The organism is Haloferax sp. AB510, assembly GCF_024136985.1.
In the GTDB taxonomy this organism is placed as follows: Archaea; Halobacteriota; Halobacteria; order Halobacteriales; family Haloferacaceae; genus Haloferax.
The window spans coordinates 50,354-66,103 of record NZ_JAMYJY010000008.1; the positions used below are offsets into that span (position 1 = coordinate 50,354).

The window sequence follows — 15,750 nt, forward strand, 5'->3', positions numbered from 1 at the left end:
CTACTGCCCTCGAACCGACGCTCGCACAGATGTATCAGAATATCTATTTTAACGCTGCCCGGGCTTTTTGGCCCGTCTAAACCATATGGGGCCTTCTACGGGACATTCAATTGTTTAGGTAAGCCAAAAATATCTGTGATATGATAATACTTATCGGCACCGAGTGGCTACGTTCGGTATGGACCAGTTTGCCGCTCTCGCGTTCGTCTTTCTCGCCGGGCTCGTCACGGCCATCGCCACCGGTCTCGGCGCGATTCCGTTCTTCTTCGTCTCGGACGTGAGCGACCGCTGGAACGTGGCGCTGTGGGGCATCGCCTCGGGCATCATGGTGTCGGCGTCGCTGTTCGGGCTCGTCTTCGAGGGCCTCGCGAACGGGACGCCGCTGCAACTCGGTATCGGGATGCTCGCGGGCGTCGCGCTCGTCCTCGTCGCCCACCACGTCATCGAGGGTGCGGAGGTCAACCCGAAGCAGTACGAGGAGGCCGACTTCCGTAAACTGCTGTTGATTCTCGGCATCCTCACCGTCCACAGTTTCCCCGAGGGCGTCGCCGTCGGCGTCTCCTTCGCCGACCTCGGCCTCGACGGCGGTTTCCAGCTGTTCGGCTTCGTCGTCCCGCTGCTCGCGGTGTTCATGACTATCGCCATCTCGATTCACAACGTCCCCGAGGGGCTCGCCATCTCCATCCCGCTCCGGTCGATGAACGTCTCGAACTGGAAGCTCGTCTGGTGGGCCATCTTCTCCAGTCTCCCCCAGCCTATCGGCGCGGTCATCGCGTTCTACTTCGTCCGCATCGCCCGGGAGTTCCTCCCGTTCGGCTTCGGCTTCGCCGCGGGCGCGATGGTCTTTCTCGTCCTCACGGAGTTCATCCCCGAGGCGCTCGAACTCGGCGAGCGCCTCCCGCGCGGCGGTCGGGCCGAACTGCTCGCGGGGCTCGTCGCCGGCTTCGCCGTCATGGTCCCGCTGGCGTTCATCTGAGCGCGGCAGACCCGTCACGACGGCTCAGACGCCCGGCTCTCGCCTTCGACTCGGAACGGCAGAGAAAACAGCGAACTGCGAGCCGCGAATGCGGCTTAGTGCGAGTGGCCGAGCGCGTCCGAGAGCGGGACGCCGAAGCGGTCCTCGAACAGCTCTTCCATCTTCTCGTTGATTTCGGCGATGTCGGCCGGCGCGCCGCCTTCGCTGTGGTGAGCGACGACGTGTGCCTGCTGTGCGAACGCCTGCACGACGACGTCGGCGACGACGTCGGTCGGGTCTTCGCCCTGCTCCGAGAAGATGTCGACGAGGCCCGCGGGGAGTTCCAGCGCTTCGGTGTCTCCGTCCGGTCCCTCGATGGTGTACGTCTCAGTTTCGACCATGCCACCACGTGGGGTCGGCCGCGGGTTAAGGCTTGAGTTTGCGGGCGCGTCGGGTCCCGCGCGAGCGACCCGGACGCCCCGAGTGCGCCGACTCACGAGTGGCGGCCGAGCGGCGTCCGCGTCCCCTCAGTCGGTCCGCGGAATCGCCACCGTTCCCGCCGCGAAAAAGGCGACTGCGAGCGCGCGAGCACCGCGAGGTTCGTGAGCCAGTCGCCGCCGCCGTAGGTGAGCGCCCGGACGCCGCGGGCGAAGTACGTGAGCGGCGAGAGGTTCAGCGCCGGGACGAACCACGCCGGCAGCAGGTCGGGCGTCACGAACGTCTCCGAGAGGAACAACAGGGGAAGCGCGATGGCGTTGCTCGCGGCGATGACGCCGTCTTGCGAGTCGGCGACGCTCCCGATGACGGCCCCGAGGCCGCAAAAGAGCGTCACGCCGAGCGCGACGAAGGGGACGATGGCGAGCGTCGCGGGCCGCAGCGGAATCGACGCCCCAGTCACGAGCGCCGACAGCGCGAGGAGCAACAGCGCCGCGAGACCGATGACGACGACGTTGACGAGCGAGTGCGCGAGAAGCCACTCGGCGCGGGACAGCGGCGTCGTCGCCAGCTTCTCGAAGCGACTTCCCTCGCGGTGGCGGGCGATGGTGCTGCCGACCCGCGACAGCGGGGTGAACAGCACGACGACCGCGAGGTAGCCGGCGATGTAGTACTCCTTCGGCTCGGCGAACAGGCCGCCGCCGGTCGGCTGGGTCTGCACGAGCGCCCCGAAGATAACGACGATGATGGCGGGGAAGAAGAACGTGAAGAAGACCGCCGTCCGCCGCCGGAGGAACGCGTGCCACGAGGCGACGAACTCCGAGCGGACGCGGGCGGCGAGGCTCATCTGTCACCTCCGACCGCGGCGGCCGCGGCTGGCCGGGCCGCCTCGAACTGCTCACCGGTCAGAGAGAGGTAGACCTCTTCGAGACCGGGCTGCTTCCAGACGAGTGACTCGTAGACGACGCCCGCGTCGTCGAAGGCGGCGACCACGTCGCCGATGTCGCGCGGGCCGACGCCGTGGACGGTGATGCCGTCTCCCGACACCGTCGCGTCGAGCGCGGCCGGGAGCGACACCGATTCGAGGGCCGCGCCGGCGTCATCGTCGGTTCGGACGACGAGTCGGCTCTCGCCGCCGTACTCGGCGACGAGGTCGTCCGGCCGGCCGACCGTGACGAGTTCGCCCGCGTTGAGCAGGCCCACGCGGTCGGCGAGGCGCTCTATCTCCTCCATCGAGTGGCTGGTGAGAAACACCGTCGTCCCACCGGCGGCGAGGTCTTCGACGAGTCCCCACAGCGACCGGCGGCCCGCCGGGTCGATGCCGGTGGTTGGTTCGTCCAAGAACAGCACGTCGGGGTCGTTGACGAGCGTCAGCGCGATGCAGGTGCGGCGCTGTTGGCCGCCCGAGAGGTTCTCGTACCACGTGTCGGCGGCGTCGGCGAGGCCGACCTCGTCGAGCACCGCGTCGGGGTTGCGGGCGTCGTCGTAGAGCCCCGCGTAGTAGGCCACGAGTTCGCGGGCGGAGAGCCGCCCCGCGGGCCGGAACTCCTGCGGGAGGACGCCGAGACGCTGGCGGTCCACCTCGGTCGGGTCGCGCCCGAGGATGGCCGCCGACCCCGAGTCCACTGCGGTCGTGCCCGTGAGGGCGCGAACCAGCGTCGTCTTCCCCGCGCCGTTCGGACCGATGAGGCCGAAGACCTCCCCCTCGGCGACCGACAGGGAGACGCCCGAAAGCGCCTCCACGTCGCCGTAGGACTTCCTGAGGCCGTCGGCGGCGAGTACCTCGTCCATGTCGTATCCGTCGTCACTATCGGGTGGTAAGGGATTCGGAATCGCCGCTCGATTCGAGTCGCGGGGCGGGGCGAACGAGGAGTCCTCTCCGGCCCGACCGTAGCAAGCCTTACTCCGGTCGCGCCGTTCTACGTTGACATGAACGGTTCCCGACGCCACTTCCTCGCCGCGACCGGCGCGACCCTCCTCGGCGGTCTCGCGGGCTGTGCGAGCGCGCCGACCGACGACGGCGCTGGCGGAACGACTGACAGCGACGCGACATCCGACGACACCGATAGCTCGACCGCGACCACGGATGCCGGGGGTGGCGGCTCCCTCTCGGGCCTCGAAGTCGCCTACGAGACGCTAGCGACCGGGTTTGCCTCGCCGGTCGACGTGGCCATTCCCGAGGCGTTCGGCGGGAGCCGACGGTTCGTCGTGGACCAGCCCGGTCGAATCTGGCTCCACGACGACTCGGGACTACTGAGCGAGCCCTATCTCGACATCACCGACCGCGTCGTCGACCTCAGCGGCTACGACGAACGCGGCTTCCTCGGCGTCGCCTTCCACCCCGAGTTCGCCGACAACGGGCGGCTCTACCTCCGGTACAGCGCCCCGCGACGCTCCGGGACGCCCTCCAACTACAGCCACACGTTCGTCCTGAGTGAACTGACGGTCGATCCCGAGGCGACGACCGTCTCGGCCGACTCCGAGCGGACGCTGCTCGAACTCCCCGAACCCCAGTCGAACCACAACGCCGGAGCCGTCGCGTTCGGCCCGGACAGCTACCTCTACGTCGCCACGGGCGACGGTGGCGGCGCGAACGACGAGGGACGCGGCCACGTCGACGACTGGTACGACGCGGTCCCGGGCGGCAACGGGCAGGACGTGACCGAGAACCTCCTCGGGAGCGTCCTCCGCATCGACGTGGACTCGACCGGCGGCGTCTCCGGCGACGACGACCGCCCCTACGGGGTTCCCGAGGACAACCCGCTGGTCGGCTCCGACGGCCGCGACGAGCAGTACGCGTGGGGGCTCAGAAACCCGTGGCGGCTCTCGTTCGACGGCGAAGACTGCTACGTCGCCGACGTGGGACAGGGAGCGTGGGAGGAGGTGAATCTCTTGGAGCGCGGCGGCAACTACGGCTGGAACGTCCGCGAGGGCGCACACTGCTTCCGCGCCGACGACTGCCCGACCGAGACGCCCGACGGCGCGCCGCTCATCGACCCGGTACTGGAGTACCCCCACAGCGGGGACGGACCGTCTGGCGTGGCCGTCATCGGCGGGCATGTCTACCGCGGCGAGTCGATTCCGGCGCTCTCGGGCGCGTACGTCTTCGCCGACTGGCAGTCCGAGGGGAGACTGTTCGCCGCCCGCCCGAGCGAGTCGCGCCCGTGGGACATCGCTGAGATTCCCGTGGCGGACCGCGACGACGGCGGGGCGAACGTCCTCGCGTTCGGCCGCGCCCCCGACGGCGAACTCTACGTCTGTACGAGCGGCCGACAGCTCGTGACCGGGTCGTCGGGCGCGCTGAACCGGCTGACCGGCGTTTGAGGGTCGCCCCGGGCCACACTCGAAGCCGGAGCGGGGGCGTCAGGCGTCGCCGTTGACGTTGACTCGCCTGCCCGTCGTCGCCGATTCGTAGGCCGCCTCGGTCAGGGCGGTTACGTGGAGGGCGTCCTCGGCCGGAATGGCGAGGTCGGCCTCGTCGCGCGCGGCGTCCACGAAGTTCCGGAGCTTCTTCCGGGTCAACTCCTCGAAGTCGGGCGTCGGCGGCGTGGCGGTGTAGGTCGTTCCGCCCTCCGTCACCTCGATGGTCTCGCCGTCGAAGGCGACCATGCCCTCGGTGCCGATGACGCGGAGCGACTCGCCGGGTTCCGGGACGCTCTGTCCGTCGCCGGAGACGCCGACGCTCGCGGTGAGGTGGTCGCCGTCGCGGTCGAGGACGACCGCGAGCGCCGAGTTCACGTCCACGTCGTGGCCGCGGTGGTCGACCGCCGCGGCGACGGTCACCGGCGTCGAGCGCGTCACCCAGAGCATCGCGTCGAGGAGGTGCGACCCCGAGTCGTACAGTTGGCCGCCGCCCGAAAGCGACGGGTCGCCGCGCCACTCGTCTTTCGTCCAGCGAATCCACTCCTGTTCGAGGTGGCAGACCACCATGTGCGGGTCGCCGATGCGGCCGCTGTCGATGACGCGCCGTAGTTCGTGGAACCGCGGGTCGAAGTGGCGCTGGTAGCCGACCGCGAGGGTGAGGCCGCGCTCCTCGGCGCGGTCGATGAGCGCCCGCGCGCCGCCGAGGTCGGTCACCATCGGCTTTTCGAGGTGGACGTGGAGGTCGGCATCGAGCGCCGCGAGCGCCTGGTCGAAGTGCTTCGTGTGCGGCGAGGCGATGGTCACCGCGTCGAGGAACTCGGCGTCCAGCAGTTCCTCGGTCGTCTCGTAGGTCGGCACGTCGAACTCGTCGCCGAACTTCTCGCGAACCTCGTCTGCGGGGTCGACGCCGGCGACGACGCGCACGCCCTCCAGTTCGTTGAGGAGGCGGCACTCCAGCACGCCGAGGCTTCCGAGTCCGATACCTGCGACTCTGAACATGCCGTACCAGTCGCGCGGAAGCCGCAAAAGCGTGCGGGCGAGTCGCAAGGGATTCCCGGGTGGCTCGTGTGTGTCGGGCATGGACGACGCAGTCCTCCAGCGGTTCGCCGTCGTGCTCGCGTTGGTCGGTGTGGCCCTTCACCTCGCGGCCCTCGCCGAGAACCCGTCGCAGGGGTTCCTCACCGTCGGGTTCGGGGTTCTCCTCCTCGCGCTCGCGCTCGCGGCGCGCCGGTCACGCGCGAACTGTTCGAGGCAGACGCGAACCGTGCCGAAGCCGAGCGGGAGACGACCCGCGCCGAACCGCCCGGCGCCGAATCGCCCGACGCCGACGGACAAAGCTGAACCCCTCGCCGCTACTCGCACCCTTTAGTCTCCGGCCGTCGTGACATCGACCATGAGCCTCGACTATCGACGACTCGGGTCGACCGGCACCCGCGTCTCGGAACTGTGCTTCGGCACGTGGCGATTCGGTCGAAAGAGCAGCGGCGTTCTGGAGACCGACGAGGAGGAGGCCCACGAACTCCTCGACGCGTTCGAAGAACGCGGCGGGAACTTCATCGACACCGCCAACGTCTACGGCAACCCGAACGGCACGTCCGAGGAGTACATCGGTAACTGGCTGGCCGAGCGCGACCGCGAGGACTACGTGCTCGCCTCGAAGGTGTACTTCCCGTTCGACGAGGACAACCCTAACGGGCGCGGCCTCTCGCGGACGCACATCCGCAACCAAATCGAGGGGACGCTCGACCGCCTCGACACCGACTACCTCGACCTCTACTACATCCACCGCTGGGACGAGGAGACGCCCATCGAGGAGACGCTCCGGGCGCTCAACGGCCTCGTCGAGGAGGGGAAAGTCAACTACCTCGGCGCGTCCACGATGGCCTCCTGGCAGCTCACGAAGGCGCTGTGGAAGTCCGACGTCAACGACTACGCCCGATTCGACGTGACTCAGCCGCTGTTCCACGCCGGCTACTACGAGGACGTGAAAGACTACCTCGACGTGTGCGGCGACCAGGACATCGCGGTCTGTCCGTACTCGCCGCTCGCGGGCGGCTTCCTCACGGGCAAGTACGAGCGCGCCGACTCCGACGACCCGACCGAGTACGTCGCGCCCGACGGCGCGCGCGGGTCGTTCGACGAGCGGTTCGACCGGTTCTACGTCTCCGAGCGCGGCTGGAAGGTGCTCGACGAGATTCGCGCCGTCGCCGACGAGGTCGACGCCAGCCCCGCGCAGGTCGCGCTCCGCTGGCTGATGGACTACCCCGAGGCGACCGTCGTTCCCATCGTCGGCGCGCGGACGACCGAGCAACTCGACGAGAACGTCGGCGCGGCCGACGTGGACATCTCGTCCGACCAGTGGGAGCGCATCATGAACGCCCGCTACGACGAAGACGGTCGGCGCTGGGGCCACTAAGCGACCGCTGACGACCGGCGACCGGACACCGACCGCGGCTTCCGTGGCTTTCGACTCTTTTCACGCGATGCCGAGGTCTCGCAGAAAGTCGCAGACGACGTGGACGTAGAGCACGACCGCGAGGAACGCCGCGAGCGACCCGACTCCCGAGAGCGCGAGCGCGCCGACAGCGACGCCGCCGACGAGGTGGTGGCTCAGGAGGCGCTTCCGGTCGAACTCGGTGTCGAACTCCTCGAACACTTGCTCTTGGTCGAGCAGGCCGACCCGCGGATTCGTCACCGCGAGCCGCAGGTTCGCCCAGTCACCGCGCTGGACGCGGGCGATGACGAAGTGGTCGAGGTCGATGAAGACGCTCACGAGGACCGCGCCAGCGACGAGAAGCGGCAGGCTCCCCGGCGGGTCCACGGCGAGCGCGGCGGCCGTGCCGGCAACCGCGCCGACGACGGCGTGTTCGAGTGATTTCACGGGTCGCCCGCTCAGCCGACGTGCGGGCGGACCCGCCGGAGCACGAGGTCCGGGTCGAACGCGTCTTCCGACTTGTCCCAGACGCGCTCGCCGTCGACGGTGACGGTGAGGACACCGTGGTCGCCCGTGACGAGCGCCACGCGGTCGAGTCGGTCGCCGAACTGTTCGAGCAGCGCGTGCTGTAGCTCCTCGGCGCGGTCGAGGAACCCACAGGGGACGCAGTATTCGATTTCGACCTCGGTCATGTCCGGACGTTCACGGCGCGCGGGTAAAAGCGAGGGGGCGGACCGCGAGCGTGCCGAGGCGACGCGACTACTTCCCGAAGCCGGGCCGCCACCGGAGCAGGACCACGGTGACGAGGAAGACCAGCGTCGAGAGGTCGTACGAGAGCGTCGTCACGGTCGCCGCGATGGCCGTCCCGCCGCCGAAGACGCTCGTGGCGACCGACGCGAGGATGGGCCACGAACACGAGACACAAGAGAACAGACCGACGACGCCGGAGACGGCCGCGCCCGCCGCCTCGACGACCGTGTCGTAGACGAGGAACGCGAGCGCCGCGTAGCCGACCACGCGCGCCGGCATGAGGATGAGATTGAACAGGTCGCCGCCGTAGATGAGCGCCGGTCCCCACCCCGGCGGGAGGAAGGCGACGCGGACGCCGCTCGCGCCGCCGGGCACGGGTGTGGTGACGAGGCCCCCGGCGACCGCTAAGAGCGCGAAGTAGCCGACCGCGACGGCGGCCGCCTTGCGCTTCGTCGCGGGCGAGGCGGCCGCAACGTCAGTGTCGAACATGACCCAGAGGCCGACGATGACCCACGCGACGCCGTACAGCGCGTAGCGCGGCGCACCGACGCTCGCCTCGGTGAAAAGCAGGTAGACGAACGCCAGAATCAGCGTCGTGTTCACGGCGAAGGCGGCGCGGAGCAGACTGGCCCGCGAGGGGCGAGGGAGTTCGGATGCGGTTGCCATGTGTGGGGAGTAGCGGTCGGGGCTCAGAGCGCGAGGGTGTCGACGACGATGGCGAGGAGCAACATCCCGAGGTAGGCGTTCGAGGCGTGGAACGCCCGGAAGGCGGCGGTGTCGTCGCGCTCGTAGTGCAGGCGCACGACGAAGTAGAGGAACGCACCGCCGAAGAGGATGCTCGTTACGAGGTAGACAACACCGAGCGCGTCCATGACCGCGAGGCCGGCCGCGGCGACGAGCGTCGCGCCGAGCCACCAGAGGATATGCTTTCGAGTCTCGGTCTCGCCGCGGACGACAGGCATCATCGGGAAGCCGCCGCGGGCGTAGTCGTCCTTGTAGGCCAACGCGAGGTTGTAGAAGTGCGCGGGCGTCCACATGAAGATGACCACGGCGAGGACGATACCGCCGAGGCCGACGTCGCCGGTGACGGCGACCCAGCCGATGAGCGCCGGGAGCGCGCCGGCCGCGCCGCCGATGACGGTGTTCTGGACCGTGTTGGGCTTCAGGATGAGCGTGTAGACGACGCTGTAGAAGGCGATGGCGACGAGGCCGAGGACGGCCGCGAGCCAGTTGACGGACGCGAACAGCGCAACCGACGCGACCGTCAGGAGCAGGCCGAACGCGACGGCGTTGCGGACGGGGACGAGGTCGACCGCGAGCGGTCGATCGCTGGTTCGCTGCATCCGGCGGTCCACGTCGCGTTCGAGGACGTGGTTGAACGTGCCGGACGCGCCGATAGAGAGGACGCCGCCGCCGAGAGTCGCCGCGATGACCTCGGGCGTGAGGCCGGGCGAGACGGTGCCGGCGAGCGCCATCGCCGCCGACGCGACGAGACAGAGGAGCCACATCAGCCGCGGCTTCATCAGCCGGAAGTACGCGTTGACCGTCGCCTTCGCGCGGGCGACAGGCTCGGTCGGGACGGGCGGTCGCTCGCCGTTGTCAGTCGGGGGACTCATCGGCGGCGTTCCGACCGGCGCGTCGTCGGGGTCGCCGGTGTCCGCTTCGAGGGTCCACGCGAGCGCGGCAACGAGACCGCCGAAGATGACCATCCCGAGGACCAAGTGGAGCGTCGAGAATGCGGGGCCGACGCCGACGGTGGCGACGACCGCGCCGAGTCCGGCCTGTGCGGGGTAGAGCACCGCCGACGCGGTGACGGTCGCTCTCACGCGGCGGGACGTGTCGGTTCGCCACGCCGAGACGAGCGTGGCGAGCGTGAGGAGGCCGACGATGACGGCCGCGACGCGGTGGCCGAGAGCGACCCAGCCGTCGAGCGTCGCGGGGAGCGAAAAGCCGTCTCCGCACGCGGGCCAGGCGCTACACGCGGCGGTCGCGTCAGTCAGCGCGGTCGTCGCGCCGACGATGAGCAGGAGATAGACGCCCATCGCGGTCGCGGCGAGCAGGCCGTGGAACGTGTTCGAATCGCGATTCGTGGCCACGAAATTCACCTATGGACCTGTTGGGTCGTCCCGTATTTAGGACCCGCGCTTTTCCGCCTCGCGTTCGGGTGCCGCTCCCCGCGATATGGCGGGGGCGGGTTCATAAACGGCGGGCCGAGAGTCGGTACGCATTTATGCGGTTGTTCCTAAGTCTCGCTCAGCATGAGAAAGACGCGTTTCGCGCTCGCGTCCCTGCTCGCGACGGTCGTGATGGCGCTCGTTGCCACCCCCGCCGCCGCGCAGGCGTCCGCCACGTCGGAACTTATCAATCAGCTCAACGGGAAGCTGCTGTACGTCGCTATCCCGATTACCGTGCTGGTGGAGGTCATCCTCCTCTATACGGTCATCAAGTTCCGCAACAGCGAGCGCGCACTGCCGACCAAGGAGAACCGCCGGCTCGAAATTACGTGGACCATCGCGACAGCGATTATCCTGCTTTTCGTCGGCGTCGCCTCCTACGGCGTGCTGGCCAACGAGAACGTCACGCACCAGGGCAACGACATCGCCATGGACGACGACCCGGTCGTCGTCACGGCCGAGGCCTACCAGTGGGGCTGGAACATGTACTACCCGGAAGAGGGCAACTTCTCGTCGGGTAACGAGATCGTCATCCCCGCCGACCGCCCCGTCTACTTCCAGGTCACCGCAACGGACGTGATACATGGATTCCACGTCCCCGAACTCGGCCTCAAGCAGGACGCGATGCCGGGTTCGACGAACACCATCAAGACCGTCGCCTACGAGGAAGGCACCTACCAGGGCTACTGTACTGAGTACTGCGGCGTCGCCCACTCTCAGATGTACTTCACCGTCGAAGTCGTCTCGCAGGAAGAGTACCAGAACTGGCTCGACGAGCAGCAGTCGGCAAACAGCGAGTCGTCGTCTTCGTCCTCGAACGCCACCGCGACGAACTCCACGCAGTAACGCATCCTCCCTTCTCTTTCGACGCTCCCCGCCGAGTGACGACGCTCGCGCTCGTCGCGGTCGGTCGGCGGAAAAGTCGTCGCGGTCGCAGTCAGTTGTTCTCCGGACGCGGGCAGAACCTCAACAGCGCCGCTCGACGATGCGGTCGATGATGCGACCCGTCGAGAGCAGTTCGTCGTCGTGGCGGAGTTCGCGCGGCGTCGCGCGCGTGACCTCGCAGTCGATGCCGCGGGCGTCGAGGGCGGCTTTGATTCCGTCCTCGTCGTGGTGCTGGTCGTAGCCGAGGACGATGACGTCGGGGTCGATTTTCTCGATAGGGACGAAGATGTCCTCGGCGTGGCCGAGGTGCGCCTCGTCGACCACGTCGAGCGCGGCGACCATGTCGCGGCGCTGTCGGTCGTCGAGTATCGGCTTCGGCTTGTGCGTCACGTTCTCGCCGCGAGCGATGATGACGTGGAGTTCGTCGCCGAGCGACGCGGCGTCCGAGAGGTAGTGGACGTGGCCGGGGTGGAGGATGTCGAAAGTGCCCTGCGCGATGACCCGTCTCATCGGTCCAACTCCGCGTCGATGTCGTCCTGCGTGAAGTCGAAGAACGATTCGGGGTCGGGGAGGTCGACGTCGAGCACGTCGAGGTCGCGGACCTCGCCGGACTGGTCGAACGCCTCCCAGTCGTCGGGGCCGTAGGGCGAGCCGATGATGATGTGGACCCGGCCGCTCCCGAACGTGTCGAGGTCGGCGTCGCTCGGGCGGAGGACGCCGTTCGGGTGGGAGTGAATCGACCCGACGGCGCGGAAGTCGTTCGGGACGAGGTCGTTTCTGACGGTCGCGCTGTAGGGGTCCGAGACGGTCCCCGGGATGATGAGCACGTCCGTCACGACGTAGCCGTCGCGGTCGACGCCGACCCGGCGGGCCTCCTCGCCGCGGAGGAGTCCCATGTACTCGTTCGGATGCGTCTCCGCAGAGGCTTCGAGCGCGAAGTCGAGGGCGTCGGCGGCGATGCCGACGACCTCCCGCGACCGGAAGAGTCGCATACCGAACCGTCCGCGGGCGCTCCATCTAAGGGTTCCGGAACGCCGAGTTGGTCGCCGGAACGGAACCGCCATACTGAGGTTGGCGCTCGTCCGAACACGGGTGTGACGCTCGATTCCGAACTCGTCGCCCGCGCGACGAACGCGCTCTCCGCGGACGCGCCGCCGACCGCGACGACCGAACTCGACGGCGGACACGTCGGGCGCGTCTACCGTCTCGACTTCGACGGGCGCGACCCGGTCGTCGCCAAGGTGGGTGACACGCCGCTCGACGTGGAGGCCGCGATGCTCGACTCGCTCGGCGCGGCCGGGCTTCCGGTTCCCGCGGTCCACCACGCCGACCCCGACCTGCTCGTCCTCGACTACGTCGAGGGCACGTCCGAGTTGACCCCCGACGCCGAGCGCGACCTCGCCGCCCACCTCGCTGCGCTCCACGAGACGACCGCACCGGCGTTCGGCTTCCCCTACGACACCCTCTCCGGGCCGTACCGCCAGCCGAACCCGTGGACCGACTCGTGGGTCGAGTTCTTCCGCGACCAGCGCCTCCTTCCGTGGACCGAGGCGGCGCTCGGTTCGGGACTCCCGGACGCGACCGCCGAGCGAATCAAGTCGGTCGCGGCCGACCTCGACGCCCTCCTCGTCGAACCCGCGGCCCCGCGGCTCGTCCACGGCGACGTGTGGGGTGCGAACCTTCGCGTCCGCGACGACCGCGTGGTCGCCTTCCTCGACCCGGCGTGTTACTACGGCCATCCTGAGGTCGAACTCGCCTACATCGACTGGTTCGACGCCGCGGGCGACGATTTCTTCGACGCCTACGACGAGCGCCGACCGATTGCCGACGGCTTCTTCGAGGCGCGGTCGCCCGTCTACGCGCTGTTTCCGCTCCTCGAACACGTCCGCGTCTTCGGGGGAGACTACGTCCCGTCGGTCGAAGACGCGCTGGACGAACTCGGCTACTGACGCCCCGAAAACGCGAATTGCGGGCCGAATCGAGTCGTGAGAACCGGTCGCGCACGCGAGATGCTTTTGTAAAGCTTAACACTACCCCCTGACCTAGCGGGACTATGAGCGACGAGCACGCCGGGGATTCCGGCGACGACTCGGGTCCGAATTCGGACGCACGACCTATCGTCTACGATCTCGCACCGAACTGTACCGCCGACGACGTGGAGACCGGCGCGTACTACCACGCCGTCGTCAACGGCGTCGTGGAGTACGGCATCTTCGTCGATATCTCCGACTCCGTCTCCGGCCTCATCCACGAGTCCAATCTCTCGGCCGACTACGAGGTCGGCGACCGACTGGTCGTCCGTCTCGAATCCGTCCGAGAGAACGGCGACATCGCGTTCGCCGAGGACACGCCCGACGACTACCGCACCCTGACCGTCGACCACGAGCCGACCATCACGCCTATCTCCAGTCTCTCGGTCGGTGAGTCGGTCACGGTCGAGGGCGTCGTCACGCAGATTAAGCAGACCGGCGGCCCGACCGTCTTCCGCATCGCCGACGACTCCGGCATCGTCGCCGCCGCCGCCTTCGAAGAGGCCGGCGTCCGCGCGTTCCCCGAAGTCGACCTCGACGACGTGGTCCGCATGGCCGGCACCGTCGAAGACCACGAGGGGACCCGTCAGCTCGAAGTCGACGGCCTCACCGTCCTCGACGACGAGACCGCGGCCGACGCCCGCCAGCGCATCGACGCCGCGCTCGACGAGCGCGCCGAGCCCGAGCCGGTCGAACCGCTCGTGGAGTGGGCGGCGTTCGAGAAGCTCCGCGGCGACCTCGAAGACGTGGCGCGCCTGCTCCGCCGGACGGTCCTCGAAGGCCGCCCGATTCGCGTCCGCCACCACGCCGACGGCGACGGCATGTGCGCGTCCGTTCCGGTCCAGCTGGCCCTCGAACGGCTCATCACGGAGGTCCACGACGACCCCGACGCGCCGCGACACCTGTTCAAGCGCCTGCCGAGCAAGGCCCCGTTCTACGAGATGGAAGACGTGACCCGCGACCTGAACTTCGCGCTCGAAGGTCGCGCCCGCCACGGCCAGCGGCTCCCCTTCCTGCTCATGCTCGACAACGGGTCGACCGAAGAGGACGTGCCCGCCTACGAGAACCTCGCGCACTACGACGTGCCCATTGCGGTCGTCGACCACCACCACCCCGACCCCGAGGCGGTCAACCACCTTCTCGACGCGCACGTCAACCCGTACCTCCACGACGAGGACTACCGCATCACGACCGGCATGATGTGCGTCGAACTCGCGCGGATGATTCACCCCGACGTGACCGACGAACTCCGTCACGTCCCCGCCGTCGCCGGGCTGTCGGACCGCTCGAAGGCGGAGGTCATGGACAACTACATCGCGCTCGCCGAGGACGAGGGCTACGACCGCGAACAGCTCCTCGACGTGGGCGAGGCGCTCGACTACGCCGCCCACTGGCTGCGCTACAACGACGGCGCGTCCATCGTCAACGACGTGCTCAACGTGGGCTGTGACGACGAGACGCGACACCGCGAACTGGTCGAGTTCCTCTCGACGCGCGCCGAGCGCGACGTGGACCGCCAGCTCGAAGCGGCCGAGCCGCACCTCGAACACGAGCGCCTCGACAGCGGGGCCAACCTCTACCGCATCGACCTCGACAAGTGGGCCCACCGCTTTACCTACCCCGCGCCGGGCAAGACCACGGGCAAGCTCCACGACCGTAAGGTCCAGGAGACGGGCGAGCCGGTCATCACCATCGGCTACGGTCCCGACTTCGCCGTCCTCCGATCCGACGGCGTCCGCCTCGACATCCCGCGGATGGTCGCCGAACTGAACGAGGAAGTCGTCGGCGGCGGCGTCTCCGGTGGCGGCCACCTCGTCGTCGGCTCCATCAAGTTCGTCAGCGGCATGCGCGAGGAGGTCATCGACAGCCTCGTCGAGAAGATGGCCGAAGCCGACATCGACGAAGAGCTGTCGACGACGGCGTAAGGTCGCAGTCGCGGCTTCCACTGAACTTCATTCTTCGAACTCCAGTCGCCTGAGCGCCGCGACTCCGAGACGACCGCGAGAGCGGCCGCGGCGACGAGTCCCGGCTTCGACTCCGCCCCGCGCCCGCTCGCCCGCCAGTCCGCCGCGAACGCCTCACGGAAGTACGCCGCCGCGGCCGGGTCCGACAGCGCGAGGACGACTTCGCGGTTCTCACGGGCCGAGTGCTGATTCCAGTTGAGACTGCGACGAGCGCGGTGTCGTCGGCGACGACGCCCTTCGCGTGAATCGCGCCGTACCGGCCGCCGGGCGCGCGAGGCGGACCGAAAGCGGCCGCCCGGTTCTGTCGGCCCACTCGTTCAACCGCTCTGCGAGCGCGCGGTTCTCCTCTTCGACGTACCACGCGCTCCCGAGGAGGAGCCGAACGCGGACGCCGCGACCGGCGGCGCGCTTGAGCGCGCGGACGAACGGGCCGTCGGCCTCCACGGTCGGCTGTAACACGTCGATTCGGCTGTCGGCGGCGTCGAGTCGGGAGACGACCGCCGACTCGGCGTTGTCGGGCGCACGGATGACGGCGATGCGGTCGACACGAACCGACGCGGGGGCGATGCGCGGGGGAAACGAACCGTTCGCCGACTCGGTGCGGACGAACGACCGGCCGACTCGGTACGTCTCCCACGGGGCGGCCTCCGGGAGCGTCGCGTCGGCTTCGAACGTGGCCGCGAGGTCGGCCGCGACGCTCGGTGAGCGCGCGACGACGCCCAGCCGCGGCTCTTTCGCCCGCCGGTCCCGGCCGGCTTCC

General features: G+C 68.8%; 16 protein-coding genes and 2 pseudogenes. 7 read left to right on the plus strand and 11 right to left on the minus strand.

Features of this window, described 5'->3' with window-relative positions:
* Positions 1–178 precede the first annotated feature (178 nt).
* Positions 179–976: a ZIP family metal transporter gene (locus NKF06_RS02920; RefSeq protein ID WP_253244473.1), complete on the plus strand. Its 798-nt coding sequence runs from the start codon at positions 179–181 to the stop codon at positions 974–976.
* Between the two features lie 95 nt (positions 977–1,071).
* On the opposite strand, the gene NKF06_RS02925 is transcribed toward NKF06_RS02920, so the two are convergent.
* From NKF06_RS02925 to NKF06_RS02935, 3 genes and pseudogenes are all read right to left on the minus strand, one after another.
* Positions 1,072–1,356, minus strand: coding sequence for a hypothetical protein (locus NKF06_RS02925; protein ID WP_008092543.1), 285 nt, complete (start codon positions 1,354–1,356; stop codon positions 1,072–1,074).
* Between the two features lie 126 nt (positions 1,357–1,482).
* A pseudogene (locus NKF06_RS02930) lies at positions 1,483–2,237 on the minus strand (ABC transporter permease).
* Entirely contained in the window at positions 2,234–3,181 is a 948-nt protein-coding gene (locus NKF06_RS02935) for an ABC transporter ATP-binding protein (protein WP_253244474.1), read from the minus strand. Before NKF06_RS02935 ends, NKF06_RS02930 begins: the two are co-directional and overlap by 4 nt.
* Before the next feature lie 138 nt (positions 3,182–3,319).
* Between NKF06_RS02935 and NKF06_RS02940 the strand changes: the two genes are divergently transcribed.
* Positions 3,320–4,714, plus strand: coding sequence for a PQQ-dependent sugar dehydrogenase (locus tag NKF06_RS02940; protein ID WP_253244475.1), 1,395 nt, complete (start codon positions 3,320–3,322; stop codon positions 4,712–4,714).
* A gap of 39 nt (positions 4,715–4,753) precedes the next feature.
* On the opposite strand, the gene NKF06_RS02945 is transcribed toward NKF06_RS02940, so the two are convergent.
* A complete protein-coding gene (locus tag NKF06_RS02945; RefSeq protein ID WP_253244476.1) occupies positions 4,754–5,752 on the minus strand; it encodes a Gfo/Idh/MocA family oxidoreductase in 999 nt (332 codons plus the stop codon).
* A gap of 79 nt (positions 5,753–5,831) precedes the next feature.
* Between NKF06_RS02945 and NKF06_RS02950 the strand changes: the two genes are divergently transcribed.
* Together NKF06_RS02950 and NKF06_RS02955 are read left to right on the plus strand one after the other, a co-directional pair.
* A complete protein-coding gene (locus NKF06_RS02950; RefSeq protein ID WP_253244477.1) occupies positions 5,832–6,122 on the plus strand; it encodes a hypothetical protein in 291 nt (96 codons plus the stop codon).
* A 24-nt stretch (positions 6,123–6,146) separates the two neighbouring features.
* Complete coding sequence (locus tag NKF06_RS02955) at positions 6,147–7,169, plus strand: aldo/keto reductase (protein WP_058828193.1); 1,023 nt, start codon at positions 6,147–6,149, stop codon at positions 7,167–7,169.
* Positions 7,170–7,229: 60 nt separating this feature from the next.
* On the opposite strand, the gene NKF06_RS02960 is transcribed toward NKF06_RS02955, so the two are convergent.
* The 4 genes from NKF06_RS02960 to NKF06_RS02975 all read right to left on the minus strand — a co-directional run bounded on the left by NKF06_RS02960 (position 7,230) and on the right by NKF06_RS02975 (position 10,033).
* A complete protein-coding gene (locus NKF06_RS02960; protein WP_058828194.1) occupies positions 7,230–7,634 on the minus strand; it encodes a metal-dependent hydrolase in 405 nt (134 codons plus the stop codon).
* An 11-nt stretch (positions 7,635–7,645) separates the two neighbouring features.
* Positions 7,646–7,879 (minus strand): Rdx family protein, encoded by a 234-nt coding sequence (locus tag NKF06_RS02965; protein ID WP_058828195.1) that lies wholly within the window; start codon positions 7,877–7,879, stop codon positions 7,646–7,648.
* A gap of 67 nt (positions 7,880–7,946) precedes the next feature.
* Positions 7,947–8,603, minus strand: coding sequence for a hypothetical protein (locus NKF06_RS02970; RefSeq protein WP_058828196.1), 657 nt, complete (start codon positions 8,601–8,603; stop codon positions 7,947–7,949).
* Positions 8,604–8,626: 23 nt separating this feature from the next.
* On the minus strand, positions 8,627–10,033 hold the full coding sequence (locus tag NKF06_RS02975) for a heme o synthase (protein WP_253244478.1): 1,407 nt from the start codon (positions 10,031–10,033) through the stop codon (positions 8,627–8,629).
* A 162-nt stretch (positions 10,034–10,195) separates the two neighbouring features.
* Between NKF06_RS02975 and coxB the strand changes: the two genes are divergently transcribed.
* On the plus strand, positions 10,196–10,957 hold the full coding sequence (gene coxB / locus NKF06_RS02980; RefSeq protein ID WP_058828197.1) for a cytochrome c oxidase subunit II: 762 nt from the start codon (positions 10,196–10,198) through the stop codon (positions 10,955–10,957).
* 120 nt (positions 10,958–11,077) lie between these two features.
* On the opposite strand, the gene NKF06_RS02985 is transcribed toward coxB, so the two are convergent.
* Together NKF06_RS02985 and NKF06_RS02990 are read right to left on the minus strand one after the other, a co-directional pair.
* Positions 11,078–11,506 (minus strand): adenylyltransferase/cytidyltransferase family protein, encoded by a 429-nt coding sequence (locus NKF06_RS02985; protein WP_058828198.1) that lies wholly within the window; start codon positions 11,504–11,506, stop codon positions 11,078–11,080.
* On the minus strand, positions 11,503–11,988 hold the full coding sequence (locus NKF06_RS02990; RefSeq protein WP_058566687.1) for a Mov34/MPN/PAD-1 family protein: 486 nt from the start codon (positions 11,986–11,988) through the stop codon (positions 11,503–11,505). The genes NKF06_RS02985 and NKF06_RS02990 overlap by 4 nt, the downstream gene beginning before the upstream one ends.
* A gap of 102 nt (positions 11,989–12,090) precedes the next feature.
* On the opposite strand from NKF06_RS02990, the gene NKF06_RS02995 reads away from it, so the two are divergent.
* Together NKF06_RS02995 and NKF06_RS03000 are read left to right on the plus strand one after the other, a co-directional pair.
* On the plus strand, positions 12,091–12,945 hold the full coding sequence (locus NKF06_RS02995; protein ID WP_253244479.1) for a fructosamine kinase family protein: 855 nt from the start codon (positions 12,091–12,093) through the stop codon (positions 12,943–12,945).
* A gap of 104 nt (positions 12,946–13,049) precedes the next feature.
* The gene (locus NKF06_RS03000; protein ID WP_253244480.1) at positions 13,050–14,951 is read left to right on the plus strand and encodes an OB-fold nucleic acid binding domain-containing protein; all 1,902 of its coding nucleotides are present in this window, start codon (positions 13,050–13,052) and stop codon (positions 14,949–14,951) included.
* A 27-nt stretch (positions 14,952–14,978) separates the two neighbouring features.
* Here the strand turns inward: NKF06_RS03000 and NKF06_RS03005 are convergent.
* A pseudogene (locus NKF06_RS03005) lies at positions 14,979–15,750 on the minus strand (phospholipase D-like domain-containing protein); the annotation flags it as partial.